The organism is Bacillus sp. CCB-MMP212 (assembly GCF_022748145.1).
GTDB lineage: Bacteria > Bacillota > Bacilli > Bacillales > Bacillaceae_G > Bacillus_A > Bacillus_A cereus.
The window spans coordinates 831,172-847,223 of the sequence record NZ_JALDQE010000001.1 but is presented as its reverse complement, the minus strand read 5'-3'; the positions used below and the strand labels follow the sequence as shown (position 1 = coordinate 847,223).

Here is a 16,052-nt window from a genome sequence, read left to right as displayed (position 1 = left end):
TATACTTTCTCCTACCTTTCATTCTCTCCCCCAAAAGTCGAAAAAAGAGCCTTAGTGATGACTCTATCACGAAAAATAAACCGTGTCTAGTACACGGATATAGTCAATCCGAGGGTGATAACCGCATGATAATAAGGATCCATGCTCTTCTATTTCTTCTTTCGTAATCGACTTGCGTCCACCTGTATTTTGACGATTCCAAAATGCAATAATATGTTTTGCATCTAATAAATAAAATTCATCAAAAAGTGTAAATTTAATAATGACAAATGCAATTCCATTATGAGCAACCACTTGCTTCATATGTTCTATTTGATGAAGGTGGAAGTTTTGAAGTGGGAAACTAGTTTTATTTTTTGTTTCCTTTGCTTCAAAATCGATGTATTTCCCTTTGTATACACCGTTGTAATCTGTCGTAGAAGGTTGTTTAAAATACGCTTCTTTTACCACTGCAGCACTTCGAGCGGGGTAATCTACTTTTACAATTTGAAGAGGTGTAGGCTTTTTATGTACACATGCAATATTATGGGTTAAGTAATATTGATTTGTTTCATTCAATTCCTCTTCAAGGGACATACCTCTATTACTATAAGTATGTGTTTTTATAGGTGTTTTTTGAGGTTGTGAAGCTTGATTATACCTTTTTCCATTTGGGTAACGAATGGTCATAGTGTGTCCACTCCCAACTTGCTAAGAATTACTTACAAAGGTGATTATATCAAAAAATGAAAAAAGATGTGACCTTTTTGATGAAAGGTATGATGACTTATTTATGTTTACATGGAATGATTATATGAAAATTAAACAAAATCGAGAAAAAAATTTTTGTACAGAGAAAGAAAAAGCGATCATTCGCAATATTAAAAAGAAAACAGAAATAGCTAATGTGGACAATATTTCTCGGACACAATCTTATCAAGAATATTATTTAAGAAATAGTGAAATCAGGTGGGCCTTTTTAGCGAGTATGGTTTCGAGAAATGCGGGATGGAATATGACTGATTTAGAAGGGAGATATTATGCCACTGTATTACCTGAAACGGTAAAAAAACATTTATTTCTTCTGTACGAACAAGCTAATTGGATTATTTTCTTAGATGCATTTCCTCAGCTATTATTGTATGAGGAAAGTAAGAAGAGACGGGCACCTCTCTTTCATTTGTTGCAATATTTCAGCGTATCAATTTTTATGGAAAAAGAATGGTTACTTTTCTGGGAAAGAAGAGATATGAATAGGCTTATGACGGCGCTTATTATAAATGAACAAAATAAAATTCAAAAACCAGTCATTGAGAACACATATTTTAAAAAACATGTATTCCATACTGCACTTTTTAAAGTACAAGAAAGATTTCATATTAGTGCAGTTATCTTCCCAACAATTGAAGGGAGGATGTATGGATTTTCGGTTTATCAATTTGAAACGTTACAACAGCGTATAGAACTAGGAAAAAGATTAGCATGGTTATTGTTTCATCCAATTTATAATGGTTCGTTTTATAAGTTTGCATTGCAAACTACACATACTGGGTCTAGAGAAGATTATGAAGTTTACGCACAGGAAACTCGAAAGTCTTATACGCCAACACTTAGAGATATTTATCCTGTTATTTTACATGAAGAAATAAAAATGAGAGATTGGTTTTGTGCAAATATGAAAATGAATGTGCTATTTGTACTTGAAGAACCTAAAGAGGAAGTTAATATAACAGAATGGTATAGAAGAAAGAGAGAACAAATCTATAGGCTATCTATCGTAAATCGTTTTGCTAAAAGGATGGATGAGTTCATGATATAATAAAAAAGAAGTCCCGTCTTCCATTTTGAAGACGGGACTTCTTAATTTGAAACAATCCTGCTATGCGTGCTGCAACTTTAATTTCAAAACGTAATGCTAGTAGGAGATTAAGGATGATTTGAAATCTACCTGTTCGTAATAAAGTCTCGCTTTATGTAGCAGGGAAGTTTGGACCATCTAGCTTTGGATTGCCAGTCTCAGGTTTATTTTGTTGTTTGTTTTGGTTTTTCTTTTTTTCATTTTTGTTCTTTGCCATTGTAATACACCTCCTTTTTGTATTGTTACCATTTCTATAAATGACATACGAAATGATTTCTTTGACGAATAACAACTAGTTTTGTCATGTGGGCAGGAGTGGTGAATCATTCGGCGAAATTACATGACAAAGGAAAAGCAAAGAAGGAGGCGTTTTGTATATGGCGATGGTTCAGAAGGAAGATGTAATGAAAAAAATGGATCAAATGTTAAGTTCTCTCGATTTGCTGGAAATGAATATAGGGATTAGAATGAATCATGCATTAAAGGATGCGAGTGAAAAAATATGCAATAAGATAGAAATAACAGAAATGCATATTGAACATATGGAAAATAAATTAGTGCATCACGAAGAAAAAGGGAATTGGGTAAAGACATTTCAAAACGTCGTAGTGAGTGCATAATAAGGTGGGAAAGAAATGAAGAATGAAGCATTAATACAGTCTTCAGAAAAACTCATGCAGTATAATAATGAAGCGAATGTAAAAAAAAGAGAACTGATTGAATACGATTTTTATAAGGATATGAAACCGTTTGTAGATATGGTAGATGAGGAATTAGAGAAGTGGAAAGAATTAGCTTATACGTGGATTAAAGAAGAAAAGCCAAAGTATATACATGTACAGCAAATTGATCAAGTATACGATAATTTACAAACGAATGTGTTACAATGCTTTGTAAATAAAGGTAAAGGTAAACGATTCTTTGAAACACACCAAGCCGTTTCGTATACTTTGCAAAATATAGTTGAGCAATGTAAATAACAAGAGGGAGAACCCTCTTGTTATTTTTATGCTTCTGTCATTGTTGTAGGTTTTGTTGCGCCGTTTATTTCTAATTCTTTTATTAATGTTCGATAATCTGATATGCATATTTTTCCTTCGAGATACCAATGTCTCGCAAAGTCTAATAATTCATTTGCATTCTCTGTGCAATACCCCTTTTTTTGAGAAAACGCTTGTTTTAAATCCCCTAATACCATGTTGATTCCTCCCCCATGAGAATCTTCTTCTTAATTATCATAGCATGGAAGGGTTTTCTTTTTTAATTTTTTAAAAATTTAAACTTCCGACAAAAATAGACAGATACTCCATCACACATATTATTTTATAGGTACATATTATATATGTAGAAACTTATGTAAAGGAGGAGAGAATGCATGTTTCAACAATCTAACGTATATCAGCAAACGTATCCATATGCACAGCAAAATATGTACCAATATAATACGGATACATATTTACGGTATAATATGTATCCTTTCGAGCCTTATTATGGAAATCAAAATTATTATCAACCGTTTGAAGTGTCATTTATGAATCAAGCTCAACAACAGCAGCAACCTTATGTAAATCAGGCCCAACAACCACAACAGCAGCAACCTTATGTGAATCAAGCTCAACAATCACAAGCTCAGCAACCATACATGAATCAACAACAGCAGCAGCCTTATATGAATTCACAATATTATATGCCACCACAAGCGCCCTATGCTAATCAACAAGGGATGTTTTATCCACCAAAACAACCGTATCCGACGCAGAGTAAACAAAAGCAACAACAGCCAAGTCAGTTTTCTAGTTTTGTTTCTCAATTTAAAACATCAGATGGTAACTATGATGTAAATAAAATGATGAACACAGCTGGCCAGATGATGAATGCGATGAATCAGGTGACAGGTATTGTAAAGCAAGTTGGAGGCTTCTTTGGTAAGTAATGTTGAAGGGTTGTCTATGAAAGTATTGTATATGAAATAAAGGACTAGACAAATTTCCTTGTAATAAATGGGTATATATAACAAACGGCTTTCTCTCTTTTCTCATACTGTAAAGTGTAATCAGATTTTTTTAACGAGAGAGGAGAGAAAAAAACTATGCATCATTGTCATCCTTGTTTTGGAGGGCATAAGCCTGTAGGACCTATTTGTACAACTGCTCCTGTCGTTCATCCGACGAAACAATGCGTAACACACTCTTTTTCAACAACGGTGGTGCCACACATTTTCCCAACACATACAACACATGTACATCATCAACAAATTAAAAACCAAAACTTCTTCCCACAAACAAATTCAAATGTAAATGTTGTGGACCCAATCGACCCAGGATTCGGCGGTGGATGTGGACCGTGTGGCCATGGTCATCATCACCACGGTCATCAAATATCTCCATTTGGGCCAGGACCGAATGTATCACCGTTTGGACCAGGACCAAATGTATCACCGTTTTTACCAAACAATGTATCACCAGTAGGTCCAAATATCGGACCAAACGTTGGTGGAATATTTAAAAAGTAAATGATATGTTAGAACTAGCGAAATGCTAGTTCTTTTTTTGTAATTGGAGTGTTGATATGAAAGTTATTGCAGTAACAGGATATAAGCCATTTGAACTTGGAATATTTAAAAATGATCATCCAGGGGTGGAGTGTATAAAAAAGGCATTACACCGCAAATTAACCACTTTTGTAGAAGATGGTTTAGAGTGGGTTATAATAAGCGGCCAGTTAGGTGTAGAATTATGGGCTGCTGAAGTTGTTTTTGAAATTCAAGTAGAATATCCAGACTTAAAATTAGCGGTATTTACTCCGTTTTTAGAACAAGAAGAAAATTGGAAAGAAGATAATCGTGAATATTACGAATTTATTCTTTCTCAAGCAGACCATGTTGATAGTATCACGAAACGGAAGTATGAAAGCCCAGAACAATTTAAATTAAAAAATCAATTTTTTATTGAAAAAAGTGATGCGCTTTTAGCGGTATATGATGAAGAAAAACCAGGAAGTCCCAAATATATTGTAGAAGCAGCAAAGAAAAAAGGGGAAATAGAAAATTATCACAGTTATTTCATTCTTTTTTCTGATTTACAAGATATAATAGAAGAGGAACAGTGGAATAATGCAGAGTAATATGTAATATAGTACTCGTATATATGATTGACAAAAAGCATTGTTTCTGAAAAAATTTAGTTAATGAAAGTTTTGGTAAAAATTTGAGGTGAAGAAAATGATTTCGGATAAAATTAAATTAACAGCGAAAGATATTTTAGAAAAAGAATTTAAAACAGGTATGAGAGGTTATCAGCAAGAAGAAGTAGACAAGTTTCTTGATATGATCATTAAAGACTATGAAGCTTTCCACAAAGAGTTTGAGCAATTAAAGCAACAAAATGCTCGTTTAAAGCGTGAATTAGAGGAACAAAAACTAGCAGTAACGCAAGTTCCACAACAACCTGTACAAACACCAGTTGCACAACCGGTTTATAACAACACGAATACGGATATTTTAAAACGCTTATCTAACTTAGAAAAAGCTGTATTTGGAAGTAAGTTATACGAATGATGTAAGGTGGGAAAAGGTTTAAGCGTTTTACATAGAAAAAAACGTTGCAAAATCTTTTTGTTTCCACTATACTAATGGATGTCATAACGTTTGGGTAATCGCTGCAACGCCAACGTTGTAGAGGAAAGTCCATGCTCGCACGGCCTGAGATGGCTGTAGTGTTCGTGCCTAGCCAATTCATAAGCTAGGGTATTCTGGCTGTAAGGCTGGTTTAACGGCAGGGAAAAAACCTAAGTCCTTTCGGATATGGTTTGACTACCTTTAAAGTGCCACAGTGACGAAGTCCTTGAAGAAATGATAGGAGTGGAACGAGGTAAACCCCACGAGCGAGAAACCCAAATAATGGTAGGGGAATCTTTTCCAAGGAAATGAACGACGGGAAAGGACAGGTTTTATAACCTGTAGATAGATGATTGCCACCGGAGTACGAGGCGTGGGCCGTTTGTAGTACAAAGGAACAGAACATGGCTTACAGAACGTTATGAACCAACTATGAAATAACTCAGCTCTCCTTTGTTAGAGGAGGGCTTTTTATTTGTATGAAGTTATAAAGTATGAGTTAAAATGGTTAATGAGAAAATTTTTCGTAAAATGTAATGATTAATAGGACCAATTGCTATTAATTATTGTTTGAATATACATAAGAGGTGAATGCAAATGGGAAAAGTTACTTTAATTGCAACAGCGGCAATGGGTATTGAAGCGTTAGTTGCCCGAGAAGTTCGCGATCTTGGTTATGAATGTCAAGTAGAAAACAGCAAAGTAACATTTGAAGCAGATGAAAAGGCGATTTGTCGCACGAATTTATGGTTACGCACTGCGGACCGTGTAAAAATTAAAGTTGGCGAATTTAAAGCAACAACATTTGATGAGCTATTTGAAAAAACGAAAGCATTAAACTGGGGAGATTATATTCCAGAGAATGGCGAGTTCCCTGTTATCGGTAAATCTTTAAAATCTGAATTATTCAGTGTTTCGGATTGCCAACGTATCGTTAAAAAAGCTGTCGTTGAAAAATTAAAAACAACATATAAACGTACAACTTGGTTTGAAGAAGATGGTCCGTTATTCCGTATCGAGATTGCAATGCTCAAGGATATTGCAACATTAACAATTGATGCGAGTGGTGTTGGACTTCATAAACGTGGATACCGTATGGATCAAGGGGAAGCTCCGTTAAAAGAAACATTAGCTGCGTCTTTAATTAAATTAACAAACTGGAAGCCAGATCGTCCATTTGTTGATCCGTTCTGTGGATCAGGTACAATTCCAATTGAAGCAGCATTAATTGGACAAAACATTGCACCAGGATTTAACCGTGGTTTCGCATCTGACGAGTGGGGCTGGGTAGGTAAACAAAACTGGCGTGAAGCTCGTCAAGAAGCTGAAGATTTAGCGAACTATGATCAACGATTACAAATCATTGGATCAGATATTGATCATCGTATGATTCGAGTTGCTCAAGATAACGCAGAAGAAGTGGGCTTAGGCGATTTAATTACATTTAAACAAATGCAAGTAAAAGATTTCACAACAAAAGAGGATTATGGCTACGTTGTAACGAATCCTCCATACGGAGAACGTTTAAGTGAAAAAGCACTCGTTGAACAACTGTATAAAGAAATGGGACAAGTATTCCGCCCGTTAGATACATGGTCAGCGTATGTATTAACAAGCTACGAAGCATTTGAGAAGTGTTACGGAAAAGATGCGTCGAAGAAGCGTAAACTGTTTAACGGATTTATCCGTACAGATTACTACCAATACTTCGGAAAACGTCCACCGCGTAATTCATAGTATAAAACTCCTCCAGCGCGCATATACTGGCTATTATGTAATGCGTAAAGGAGGAAGTGATATGGATAATTTCCAATTATCAATGATTCAAAAAGCTATTCACCGTACGTATGATGAGCTCGGAAAAGAAGTGGATAGTCAAGGTGCGATTGTAGATGAAATACAAAAAGCACAAGAAGAATATTTGTCAGCTCTTTCACATGAAACAGCGATTGATAAACGGTATTTAAAGTCATTAATATAGAAGAAAATTTTCCTTTTTCGAAAGGAAAATTTTTTTTCGTGAATTTCTATGTATTGTAACAGGGGAAAGCAAATGCATACATATGCGTAGCAGTTGCTATTATCTTTTTATAGAAAAACTTTTTGGTTGGAGGCTAAGGATGTTTACTGAGAAGAGATTACCATTTGAAGTAGGAAAACAAGATAATTTTTATGATAAGTTGAATGAGTGGATTGGAGATGTGTTTTACGACATCCTTCCGGAAAAAGGCTTTGAAGAGCGTGATGAACAAATTTTTATGGCGTTTCAGTTAGAACGCGCTTTCCAAGAAAAGAAAGTTATGTTCGCAGAAGCTGGTGTAGGAACAGGGAAAACAATTGTATATCTTCTATATGCAATTTGTTACGCGCGTTATACTGGGAAACCAGCTATTATTGCTTGTGCAGATGAAACGTTAATTGAGCAGCTTGTGAAAGAAGAAGGGGACATCGCTAAGTTATCTGAAGCATTAGGGCTATCTGTTGATGTAAGGCTTGCAAAATCAATGGATAATTATTTATGCTTACGTAAACTTGAAGATGTTATGAGTGGACGAGCTCCAGAAGTAATTGAAGACGTATATTATGAGTTACCACAGTTTGTATTCGATCATGGTACGATGCAAAACTTTACTCACTATGGTGACAGAAAAGAATTTCCACTTTTAAATGACGAAGAATGGTCAAAAGTAAATTGGGATTACTTCCAAGATTGCTTTACTTGTGATTCTCGTCATCGTTGTGGACAAACTCTTTCTCGTGAACATTATCGTAAAGCAGCAGATTTAATTATTTGTTCTCAAGATTTCTATATGGATCATATTTGGACGTACGATGCTCGTAAGCGTGAAGGACAAATTCCGTTATTACCAGAAAGTAGCTGCGTTGTATTCGATGAAGGACATCTTGTAGAATATGCAGCTCAAAAAGCTTTAACATACCGTTTAAAGCAAACGATGATGGAGCAACTTTTAACGAGATTGCTACAAAACGATATTCGTGAGGAGTTTGCACATTTAGTAGAAGAAACAATTTGGCAAACAGAGCGATTCTTTGATGTGTTACAAGAAAACAAAAAAGAAATTGCCGGTTCTGATCGTTTAGAAATTACTGTGACAGAAAAAGTAACAGCTGAAGCGAAACGACTTTATGCAAAAATCGGTGAAGTTGGAGATGCATTAGTATTCGAAAGTGAAATGCATACAGTAAACACGTATGATTTAAATATTGTTGATGAGCATTTAGATGTATTAGAACATTCACTTCGTCTGTTCATGCACGAGAAAAATGTAATTACTTGGGGTGAAGAAGGTGATGGTGCCTTCACGTTAGTGATTATGCCGCGTGCAGTTGAAGAAGTATTACAAGAGAAAGTGTTCTCGAAGAAAATACCGTATATTTTCTCTTCTGCGACATTATCGAACAATGATTCATTCGCGTTTACAGCTAATAGCCTAGGGATAAAAGATTACTTATCATTCTCAGTTGCTTCACCGTTTGATTACGAAGAGCAAATGGCAGTAAACTTACTATCGCATACGAAAGAAAATGAATGGGAAAGAAAGTGTCAATATACACTTGAAAATATACAAAAAACAAATGGACGTACGCTTGTATTATTCCGTACAACGCAAGAGCTTGCAGCGTTCAAAGAGTATGTAAGTAAGGAGCAAATGTCGGTTCCGTTCTTATATGAGGGAGATCAGGAAATTAGCCAGCTCGTTTCTCGTTTCCAAAATGAAGAAGAGACTGTACTTTGTGCGGTTCATTTATGGGAAGGTTTAGATATTCCTGGTTCATCATTATCACACGTTATTATTTGGTCATTACCATTCCCTCCAAACGATCCTGTGTTTGAAGCGAAACGTAAGCACGTAAATGATCCATTCTGGGATGTAGATGTACCATATATGATTTTACGACTTCGTCAAGGAATTGGGCGTTTAATTCGTACAAGTGAAGATAAAGGTGCTATATCAATCTTCTTATCTGATTCAGAAGATGAGAAAGTAGTTGCAGCTGTGAAAAATGTACTGCCAGTAGAAGGTAAAGAATTATAAGGAGAAGGCTTGGCGCTTGCCAAGCTTTTTTTCTATTATAAAAGGAATTTATGTTTCCGTGTCGAATTAAGTTTGAGGTAGAAAAAGGAGGCTTTTATACGATGACAGTTGCTACATATGAGGTAGAAAAACAATTTTTAACATACGTGAAGAAGATACAGAATTACGGAGAAGCATTAAGTTTAATGTTTTGGGATTTAAGAACAGGTGCACCAAAAAAAGGTGTAGATCAGCGTTCAGAAGTAATTGGTATGCTTTCGTCAGAAGTGTTTGCTATGTCGACTTCAGATGAGATGGGAAACTATTTAACAGAACTTGAAGCTTTAATACGTGAAGATAAACTTTCTGAAACGACAAAGAAAATGGTTGAAGAGTGTCGGAAAGAATATGATAGAAATAAAAAAATTCCACAAGCTGAATATGAGGCTTATGTGAAATTAGAAGCGAAAGCAGAGAGTGTGTGGGAAGAAGCTCGCGAAAAATCTGATTTCGAAATGTTCCGCCCGTACTTAGAAAAAATTGTTGAATTTAAAAAGAAATTTATTACATATTGGGGTTATGAAACATATAAATACAATACATTATTAGACATGTATGAGCCAGGTATTACAGTAGAAGTTTTAGATCACGTATTTGGTCAACTTCGTGAGCGTATCGTGCCGCTTGTAAAAGAAATCTCTGAGTCTAAAAAAAGATTAAAAACAAGTGCTTTATCGGAACAGTTTTCAAAAGAAAAACAAAAGAACTTTACATTAGAACTATTAAAGCAATTGAATTATGACTTTGAAGCAGGTCGTCTTGATGAAACAGTACATCCTTTCGAAATTACATTAAATAGAGGGGATGTTCGTATTACGACACGCTATGATGAAAAAGATTTCCGTATGGCTGTATTTGGAACAATTCATGAATGTGGTCATGCAGTATATGAACAAAACATTGCAGAACAATTTGAAGGTACACCACTTTGCAGTGGTACATCTATGGGTATTCACGAATCACAATCATTATTCTTTGAGAACTTTATCGGCCGTAATAAATCATTCTGGAAGAAAAATTATGATTTATTAAAAGAGTATAGCGATGGTCAATTTGATGATATGTCAGTCGATGAGTTTTATGATGCAATTAACGAATCGAAGCCGTCATTCATTCGTATAGAAGCAGATGAGCTTACATACCCGCTTCATGTTATGGTGCGTTATGAATTAGAGAAAGAATTATTTGATGGTACATTACAAGTGAAGGACTTACCAGCAGCTTGGAATGATAAGATGGAAGCATATTTAGGAATTCGTCCGGAAAATGATGCGCAAGGTGTATTGCAAGATGTTCACTGGGCTGGTGGCTCATTTGGATACTTCCCATCTTATGCGCTTGGTTACATGTATGCAGCGCAATTTAAGCAAAGAATGTTAAAAGACATTCCGAACTTTGATGCATTATTAGAAGAAGGAAACGTAACACCGATTCGTGAATGGTTAACAGAACATATTCACCAATATGGTAAAACGAAAAAGCCGCTTGAAATTTTAGAAGATGTAACAGGTGAAGGCTTAAATGCAAACTACTTAGCCGATTATTTAGAAGCGAAATATAGAGCGATTTATGAGTTGTAAAAAAAGAGCTGCTTAATTGCAGCTCTTTTTATTAAAGGGGATGATAGAATGGGTTATACATATACAGTAATGAAGCAAGAAGAAGCGGAGGAAATTGCGTATAACTGGCATTATGAAGGGAAATATTCTTTTTATGATATAGAGGCAGATGAAGAAGATTTAGCTGGATTTTTACATGGTGAGAGTAGAGGAAATCATACATTTTCTGTGAAGCAAAATGGCATTCTCATTGGTTTTTTTACTGTTTGTAAAATGAATGATGGAACGGTTGATATAGGACTTGGAATGAGACCTGATATAACTGGCAATGGATTTGGTTTACAGTTCGTGAATGCTGGACTAGCTTTTAGCAAAGAAAAATACGGATGCAAATATATAACACTATCAGTAGCGACATTTAATGAGAGAGCGATAAAAGTGTATAAAAGGGCGGGATTTGAAGTGGTTGGAACGTTTATACAGAAAACAAATGGTAGTTGTTTTGAGTTTTTGAAAATGAACTACATATGTAAACGTGATTAAAAAACAGAGGGATCTTCTGTTTTTTTATTTTGATTTAGAAATATATGATACATATTTTTTTACTTGTTGTAATTGAGGGTTTTGAAATTTTGGTAAAGGATGTGTATGATAGAAGTTTAGTAGCGAATAGTAGGTTTAGCAAGGAAAGGTAGAGGTAGTATGATTACAATTAAAACGAAAAATGAAATAGATTTGATGCATGAATCTGGAAAATTACTTGCTTCATGTCATAAAGAAATTGCGAAAATGATAAAGCCAGGTATAACGACGCAAGAGATTAATACGTTTGTTGAAATGTATTTAAAAAAGCATGGTGCCACATCTGAACAGAAAGATTACAATGGTTATCCATATGCGATATGTGCATCTGTAAACGATGAAATGTGTCATGCGTTTCCGGCCGATGTTCCTTTAACTGAGGGTGATATTGTAACAATTGACATGGTAGTAAACTTAAATGGGGGTCTTTCAGATTCTGCTTGGACGTATAGAGTTGGAAAAGTTTCTGATGAAGCAGAAAAGTTGTTGCTAGTAGCTGAGAATGCTTTATATAAAGGGGTTGATCAGGCGGTAATCGGTAATCATGTAGGAGACATTGGCTATGCAATTGAAAGTTATGTAACAAATGAAGGTTTTTCTGTCGCAAGAGACTTTACGGGACATGGAATCGGTAAAGAGATTCATGAAGAACCAGCAATTTTTCATTTTGGGAAACAAGGACAAGGGCCTCAGTTACAAGAAGGGATGGTGATTACGATTGAGCCGATTGTCAATGTAGGTATGCGATATTCGAAAGTAGATTTAAATGGGTGGACTGCACGAACGATGGATGGGAAATTATCAGCTCAATATGAGCATACACTTGCGATTACAAAAGATGGGCCAATCATTTTAACGAAGTTGTAATTGGAAATGAAAGAGTTTACAAAACTCGAACGAAAATAGTAGTTTTTAAAAATTCGTACGTGTTTTTTCGATAAATGCTTTTCAAAGTATAAAAAGTGCGTTATAATCCTTCTATAAAATAAATAGTTAGCTACACTCATATAATCGCGGGGATATGGCCTGCAAGTTTCTACCGAAGTACCGTAAATACTTTGACTATGAGTGAGGACGAATATAATTGCTTGTTTGGCATTCTTTTTTGCGAAACTCCAAAAGCGCGTCTCTCACTTGTAACGAGTGGTGGCGGCTTTTGGAGTTTTTTTATTGCATAAGAGGGGGAACAAACATGAAAGTATTACAAGAAAAGATTTTGAATGAAGGAAAGGTTTTATCTGGTGACGTATTAAAGGTGGATGCATTTTTAAATCACCAAATTGATCCAGTACTTATGCAAGAAATCGGAAAAGAATTTGCTAAACGTTTTAAAGAAGAGAACATTACAAAAATCGTGACGATTGAATCTTCAGGCATTGCACCATCTGTTATGGCTGCATTAGAGCTTGGTGTAAAAGTAATCTTTGCAAGAAAACGTAAATCGTTAACGTTACAAGATAATATGTACGTTGCAAACGTATATTCATTTACAAAACAAGAAACAAATGAAATTTCATTATCTCGAAATCATATTGATGAAAATGATCGCGTGCTAATCATCGATGACTTTTTAGCAAACGGTCAGGCTGCTTTAGGTTTAATGAGTTTGGTAGAGCAAGCAGGAGCAAGTATTGCAGGAATTGGAATTGTTATTGAAAAAGCATTTCAAGATGGAGGAAAGAAGCTTCGTGAACAAGGCGTTCGTGTTGAATCACTAGCAGAAATTGCATCACTTGATAACGGCACAGTTACATTTGTACAGCAAGAAACTGCGGAGGTGAAATAAACGATGAAGCAGCATCCATTTAAAATTGCATCGCTTGGTATGCAACATATGCTTGCAATGTATGCTGGAGCAATTATCGTTCCGCTTATTGTGGGCGGTGGACTTGGTTTAAATCAAAAAGAATTAACATATTTAGTCTCAATTGATTTATTAATGTGCGGCGTTGCAACAATTTTACAAGCATTATCAAATCGCTTTTTCGGTATTGGACTTCCCGTTGTACTCGGTTGTACATTTACAGCCGTTGGACCGATGATTGCGATTGGAAAACAATACGGTGTGTCTTCTATTTATGGAGCAATTATTGCTGCTGGGTTATTCGTTGTTATTTTTGCGAAATTATTTGGAAAGCTTGTAAAACTATTTCCACCTGTTGTAACAGGATCTGTTGTTACTGTAATTGGAGTTACACTTGTTCCAGCAGCAATTAATGATATGGCTGGCGGAGTAGGAAGTAAGGATTTCGGTAGTCTTGAAAATTTAGCATTAGCATTTGGTGTGTTACTATTTATCATCATTATGTATCGTTTCTTTGATGGATTTATTCGTTCAATCTCTATTTTACTAGGTCTATTGTTCGGTACAATCGTTGCAGCGTTTATGGGGAAAGTAAGCTTGCAAGCGGTTGGAGAGGCTGATTGGTTCCATGGTATTCAACCATTTTACTTTGGTACACCAACATTTGAATTAACACCAGTTATTACGATGATTCTCGTTGCTTGTGTAGGGATTGTGGAAGCAACGGGTGTATACTTTGCATTATCTGATATTTGCAATAAAAAAATCGGTGAAAAAGAATTAACAAAGGGCTATCGAGCAGAAGGATTAGCGATGGTGTTAGGTGGCATTTTCAACGCGTTCCCATATACAACTTACTCTCAAAACGTAGGACTTGTTCAATTAACTGGAGTAAGAAATCGCGTTATTATTTATACTTGCGGTGGTATGTTAATCGTTCTTGGATTCATTCCTAAAATCGCAGCTATTACAACAGTCATTCCGAAATCAGTACTTGGCGGTGCTATGCTCGCAATGTTCGGTATGGTAATGGCATATGGTATTAAAATGTTAAGTAGCGTTGATTTTGGCAAACAAGAAAACTTATTAATTGTTGCATGTTCTGTCGGAATTGGGCTTGGGGTTACAGTTGTTCCTACATTATTCTCACAACTTCCTGAAAACATTCGTATTTTAACAGATAACGGAATTGTACTTGGAAGTGCGTCAGCAGTACTTTTAAATATCGTATTTAATATGGTGCCGCAGCGTAAAGTGAAAGTAAAAGAAGAGCCGGTGTCTATGCAAAGTGCAGTAAGAGAAGCGTAAAAAAGCAAGGTCTCGTTATGAGACCTTGCTTTTCTTTTTAAGTGGCATCATTTTCCCGTAAGTACCAAGACGCCAAATGTACTCAAGTGGTCCGTATTGGTAATGTGAAAGCCACCAGCGGCTAATAAAGATTTGTAACGTGTAGAAACTAATGCAGAATAGTGGTCCAACCCATAGTGGAGCCAGATAATCATTTTTAAACAATAGCCCGAATACAAGTAATGTAACAATTGTATGCGAGATGTAATTTGTTAATGCCATTCGTCCAACGTATTGGAATGGACGTAATAACGTTTGCCATTTTTCTTTTTGTAATAAACGCATTAACGTGACAATGTAGAAGATGAACAATGTCTTTCCGCTTATCATCGTAATGCCCATAAGTGAAAATGGTGTGTATGGTTGATTGTTCATAAAGAAGTAAACCATAATAAACCACATCGGTAATGTTAAAATGAACATAATGATTTGCCATTTTTTAAGTTTTGGATCTAATTCCTTAGCACGGCGGAAAATGTCTTTTTTACCGGCATATAATCCGAGTAAAAACAATCCTAGTGTTTCAGGAAGCATAATAAGACTGTTACTTATTGCTTCAGAATAGAATGAATAGAATCTGTCTGTAATTTGTAAGCCCCAGTTTTCTAACGGCATAATGGCTATGGAAAGGCCTAGTTCATCTACCGGCACTAATAACATGACAAGAGAACCTAATAATGTGAACAATTGCATGAAACTTAATAGTACAATTGACCATATTAAAATAGTACGTGTCTTTCTTTTGTAAAATAAAAATAAGAAAAACCCGGTAATTGCATAAGTATGTAAAATGTCACCGTCCCATAAAAGAACGTAATGTAAGAACCCGAATAATAATAAGATAAGTAAGCGGCGAACAAACAAAGTTTTTGGACGATCGGTCTTCGCCTCAGCACGATTCATAAAAATATAAAAACCTAATCCGAATAAAAACGAAAAAATTGTATAAAATTTCGTTTGAATAAACATATCGTAAAATAGGCGAATATAGCTGTCTATCCCTTCGTAAATTCCTGTAATATCACGTGAGTCAACCCCGGCAATAATTGGTCAGTTAACAAGAAAAATACCTAATACAGCTATTCCTCTAATAATATCAATGGAGTGTATCCTCTCGCCTTGTGTGAGATTTTGTGTCATTTTTTTCCTCCTTGTTAAGTAATTCCCTTTTAGTATACAAAATGTAAGATGGAGGGGATAGGGGATATTT

Annotated in this window: 18 protein-coding genes, 1 other RNA gene, 1 pseudogene and 1 riboswitch; of the genes and pseudogenes, 16 read left to right on the top strand and 4 right to left on the bottom strand. The window is 35.4% G+C overall.

Annotated elements, in window-relative coordinates; genetic code table 11:
• Positions 1–66: 66 nt before the first annotated feature.
• On the bottom strand, positions 67–669 hold the full coding sequence (recU, locus tag MRP26_RS04235; RefSeq protein ID WP_000155599.1) for a Holliday junction resolvase RecU: 603 nt from the start codon (positions 667–669) through the stop codon (positions 67–69).
• A 103-nt stretch (positions 670–772) separates the two neighbouring features.
• Here recU and MRP26_RS04230 point away from each other — a divergent pair, with 103 nt between their 5' ends.
• Positions 773–1,798 carry a DUF2515 domain-containing protein gene (locus tag MRP26_RS04230; protein WP_088021956.1) on the top strand — a complete coding sequence of 342 codons (1,026 nt, stop codon included), beginning with the start codon at positions 773–775 and terminating at the stop codon, positions 1,796–1,798.
• A 151-nt stretch (positions 1,799–1,949) separates the two neighbouring features.
• Here MRP26_RS04230 and MRP26_RS30880 read toward each other — a convergent pair whose 3' ends face one another.
• Complete coding sequence (locus tag MRP26_RS30880) at positions 1,950–2,129, bottom strand: hypothetical protein (protein ID WP_001987054.1); 180 nt, start codon at positions 2,127–2,129, stop codon at positions 1,950–1,952.
• 85 nt (positions 2,130–2,214) lie between these two features.
• Here MRP26_RS30880 and MRP26_RS04225 point away from each other — a divergent pair, with 85 nt between their 5' ends.
• On the top strand, positions 2,215–2,457 hold the full coding sequence (locus MRP26_RS04225; RefSeq protein WP_001252036.1) for a hypothetical protein: 243 nt from the start codon (positions 2,215–2,217) through the stop codon (positions 2,455–2,457).
• A 15-nt stretch (positions 2,458–2,472) separates the two neighbouring features.
• Complete coding sequence (locus tag MRP26_RS04220; RefSeq protein ID WP_000786937.1) at positions 2,473–2,817, top strand: YppE family protein; 345 nt, start codon at positions 2,473–2,475, stop codon at positions 2,815–2,817.
• Between the two features lie 26 nt (positions 2,818–2,843).
• Here MRP26_RS04220 and MRP26_RS04215 read toward each other — a convergent pair whose 3' ends face one another.
• Complete coding sequence (locus tag MRP26_RS04215; protein ID WP_000242652.1) at positions 2,844–3,035, bottom strand: YppF family protein; 192 nt, start codon at positions 3,033–3,035, stop codon at positions 2,844–2,846.
• 177 nt (positions 3,036–3,212) lie between these two features.
• Here MRP26_RS04215 and MRP26_RS04210 point away from each other — a divergent pair, with 177 nt between their 5' ends.
• The 13 genes from MRP26_RS04210 (at position 3,213) to pbuX (ending at position 14,803) form a co-directional block, all read left to right on the top strand.
• Positions 3,213–3,770, top strand: coding sequence for a YppG family protein (locus tag MRP26_RS04210; RefSeq protein WP_000487718.1), 558 nt, complete (start codon positions 3,213–3,215; stop codon positions 3,768–3,770).
• Between the two features lie 156 nt (positions 3,771–3,926).
• Complete coding sequence (locus MRP26_RS04205) at positions 3,927–4,349, top strand: CotD family spore coat protein (protein WP_000546292.1); 423 nt, start codon at positions 3,927–3,929, stop codon at positions 4,347–4,349.
• A 56-nt stretch (positions 4,350–4,405) separates the two neighbouring features.
• Entirely contained in the window at positions 4,406–4,960 is a 555-nt protein-coding gene (locus MRP26_RS04200; protein ID WP_000862916.1) for an SLOG family protein, read from the top strand.
• A 97-nt stretch (positions 4,961–5,057) separates the two neighbouring features.
• Positions 5,058–5,393, top strand: coding sequence for a cell division regulator GpsB (gene gpsB / locus MRP26_RS04195; protein WP_000622431.1), 336 nt, complete (start codon positions 5,058–5,060; stop codon positions 5,391–5,393).
• Between the two features lie 86 nt (positions 5,394–5,479).
• An RNA gene (gene rnpB / locus MRP26_RS04190) (RNase P RNA component class B) lies at positions 5,480–5,870 on the top strand.
• A 180-nt stretch (positions 5,871–6,050) separates the two neighbouring features.
• Positions 6,051–7,190, top strand: a complete 1,140-nt coding sequence (locus MRP26_RS04185; protein WP_000521224.1) for a THUMP domain-containing class I SAM-dependent RNA methyltransferase — start codon at positions 6,051–6,053, stop codon at positions 7,188–7,190.
• 61 nt (positions 7,191–7,251) lie between these two features.
• Positions 7,252–7,434 (top strand): DUF3921 domain-containing protein, encoded by a 183-nt coding sequence (locus MRP26_RS04180; protein ID WP_000368570.1) that lies wholly within the window; start codon positions 7,252–7,254, stop codon positions 7,432–7,434.
• 139 nt (positions 7,435–7,573) lie between these two features.
• Positions 7,574–9,511 (top strand): ATP-dependent DNA helicase, encoded by a 1,938-nt coding sequence (locus MRP26_RS04175; RefSeq protein ID WP_197242204.1) that lies wholly within the window; start codon positions 7,574–7,576, stop codon positions 9,509–9,511.
• Positions 9,512–9,612: 101 nt separating this feature from the next.
• Positions 9,613–11,130 (top strand): carboxypeptidase, encoded by a 1,518-nt coding sequence (ypwA, locus tag MRP26_RS04170; protein ID WP_098127386.1) that lies wholly within the window; start codon positions 9,613–9,615, stop codon positions 11,128–11,130.
• A gap of 48 nt (positions 11,131–11,178) precedes the next feature.
• Positions 11,179–11,652, top strand: coding sequence for a GNAT family N-acetyltransferase (locus MRP26_RS04165; RefSeq protein ID WP_197242205.1), 474 nt, complete (start codon positions 11,179–11,181; stop codon positions 11,650–11,652).
• A gap of 159 nt (positions 11,653–11,811) precedes the next feature.
• Positions 11,812–12,558: a type I methionyl aminopeptidase gene (locus MRP26_RS04160; RefSeq protein WP_044307511.1), complete on the top strand. Its 747-nt coding sequence runs from the start codon at positions 11,812–11,814 to the stop codon at positions 12,556–12,558.
• Between the two features lie 116 nt (positions 12,559–12,674).
• Positions 12,675–12,776: riboswitch (purine riboswitch) on the top strand.
• 107 nt (positions 12,777–12,883) lie between these two features.
• Positions 12,884–13,477, top strand: a complete 594-nt coding sequence (locus MRP26_RS04155) for a xanthine phosphoribosyltransferase (protein WP_000866496.1) — start codon at positions 12,884–12,886, stop codon at positions 13,475–13,477.
• A 3-nt stretch (positions 13,478–13,480) separates the two neighbouring features.
• Positions 13,481–14,803 carry a xanthine permease PbuX gene (gene pbuX, locus MRP26_RS04150; RefSeq protein WP_242806002.1) on the top strand — a complete coding sequence of 441 codons (1,323 nt, stop codon included), beginning with the start codon at positions 13,481–13,483 and terminating at the stop codon, positions 14,801–14,803.
• A 15-nt stretch (positions 14,804–14,818) separates the two neighbouring features.
• Here the strand turns inward: pbuX and MRP26_RS04145 are convergent.
• Positions 14,819–15,982: pseudogene (locus MRP26_RS04145) on the bottom strand (DUF418 domain-containing protein).
• Positions 15,983–16,052 lie beyond the last annotated feature (70 nt).

What these genes read in the sequence shown, in the direction of transcription:
- recU (WP_000155599.1), bottom strand. Translation starts at nt 669, where the DNA reads ATGACCATTCGTTACCCAAATGGAAAAAGGTATAATCAAGCTTCACAA.
- MRP26_RS04230 (WP_088021956.1), top strand. Translation starts at nt 773, where the DNA reads ATGTTTACATGGAATGATTATATGAAAATTAAACAAAATCGAGAAAAA.
- MRP26_RS04225 (WP_001252036.1), top strand. Translation starts at nt 2,215, where the DNA reads ATGGCGATGGTTCAGAAGGAAGATGTAATGAAAAAAATGGATCAAATG.
- MRP26_RS04220 (WP_000786937.1), top strand. Translation starts at nt 2,473, where the DNA reads ATGAAGAATGAAGCATTAATACAGTCTTCAGAAAAACTCATGCAGTAT.
- MRP26_RS04215 (WP_000242652.1), bottom strand. Translation starts at nt 3,035, where the DNA reads ATGGTATTAGGGGATTTAAAACAAGCGTTTTCTCAAAAAAAGGGGTAT.
- MRP26_RS04210 (WP_000487718.1), top strand. Translation starts at nt 3,213, where the DNA reads ATGTTTCAACAATCTAACGTATATCAGCAAACGTATCCATATGCACAG.
- MRP26_RS04205 (WP_000546292.1), top strand. Translation starts at nt 3,927, where the DNA reads ATGCATCATTGTCATCCTTGTTTTGGAGGGCATAAGCCTGTAGGACCT.
- MRP26_RS04200 (WP_000862916.1), top strand. Translation starts at nt 4,406, where the DNA reads ATGAAAGTTATTGCAGTAACAGGATATAAGCCATTTGAACTTGGAATA.
- gpsB (WP_000622431.1), top strand. Translation starts at nt 5,058, where the DNA reads ATGATTTCGGATAAAATTAAATTAACAGCGAAAGATATTTTAGAAAAA.
- MRP26_RS04185 (WP_000521224.1), top strand. Translation starts at nt 6,051, where the DNA reads ATGGGAAAAGTTACTTTAATTGCAACAGCGGCAATGGGTATTGAAGCG.
- MRP26_RS04180 (WP_000368570.1), top strand. Translation starts at nt 7,252, where the DNA reads ATGGATAATTTCCAATTATCAATGATTCAAAAAGCTATTCACCGTACG.
- MRP26_RS04175 (WP_197242204.1), top strand. Translation starts at nt 7,574, where the DNA reads ATGTTTACTGAGAAGAGATTACCATTTGAAGTAGGAAAACAAGATAAT.
- ypwA (WP_098127386.1), top strand. Translation starts at nt 9,613, where the DNA reads ATGACAGTTGCTACATATGAGGTAGAAAAACAATTTTTAACATACGTG.
- MRP26_RS04165 (WP_197242205.1), top strand. Translation starts at nt 11,179, where the DNA reads ATGGGTTATACATATACAGTAATGAAGCAAGAAGAAGCGGAGGAAATT.
- MRP26_RS04160 (WP_044307511.1), top strand. Translation starts at nt 11,812, where the DNA reads ATGATTACAATTAAAACGAAAAATGAAATAGATTTGATGCATGAATCT.
- MRP26_RS04155 (WP_000866496.1), top strand. Translation starts at nt 12,884, where the DNA reads ATGAAAGTATTACAAGAAAAGATTTTGAATGAAGGAAAGGTTTTATCT.
- pbuX (WP_242806002.1), top strand. Translation starts at nt 13,481, where the DNA reads ATGAAGCAGCATCCATTTAAAATTGCATCGCTTGGTATGCAACATATG.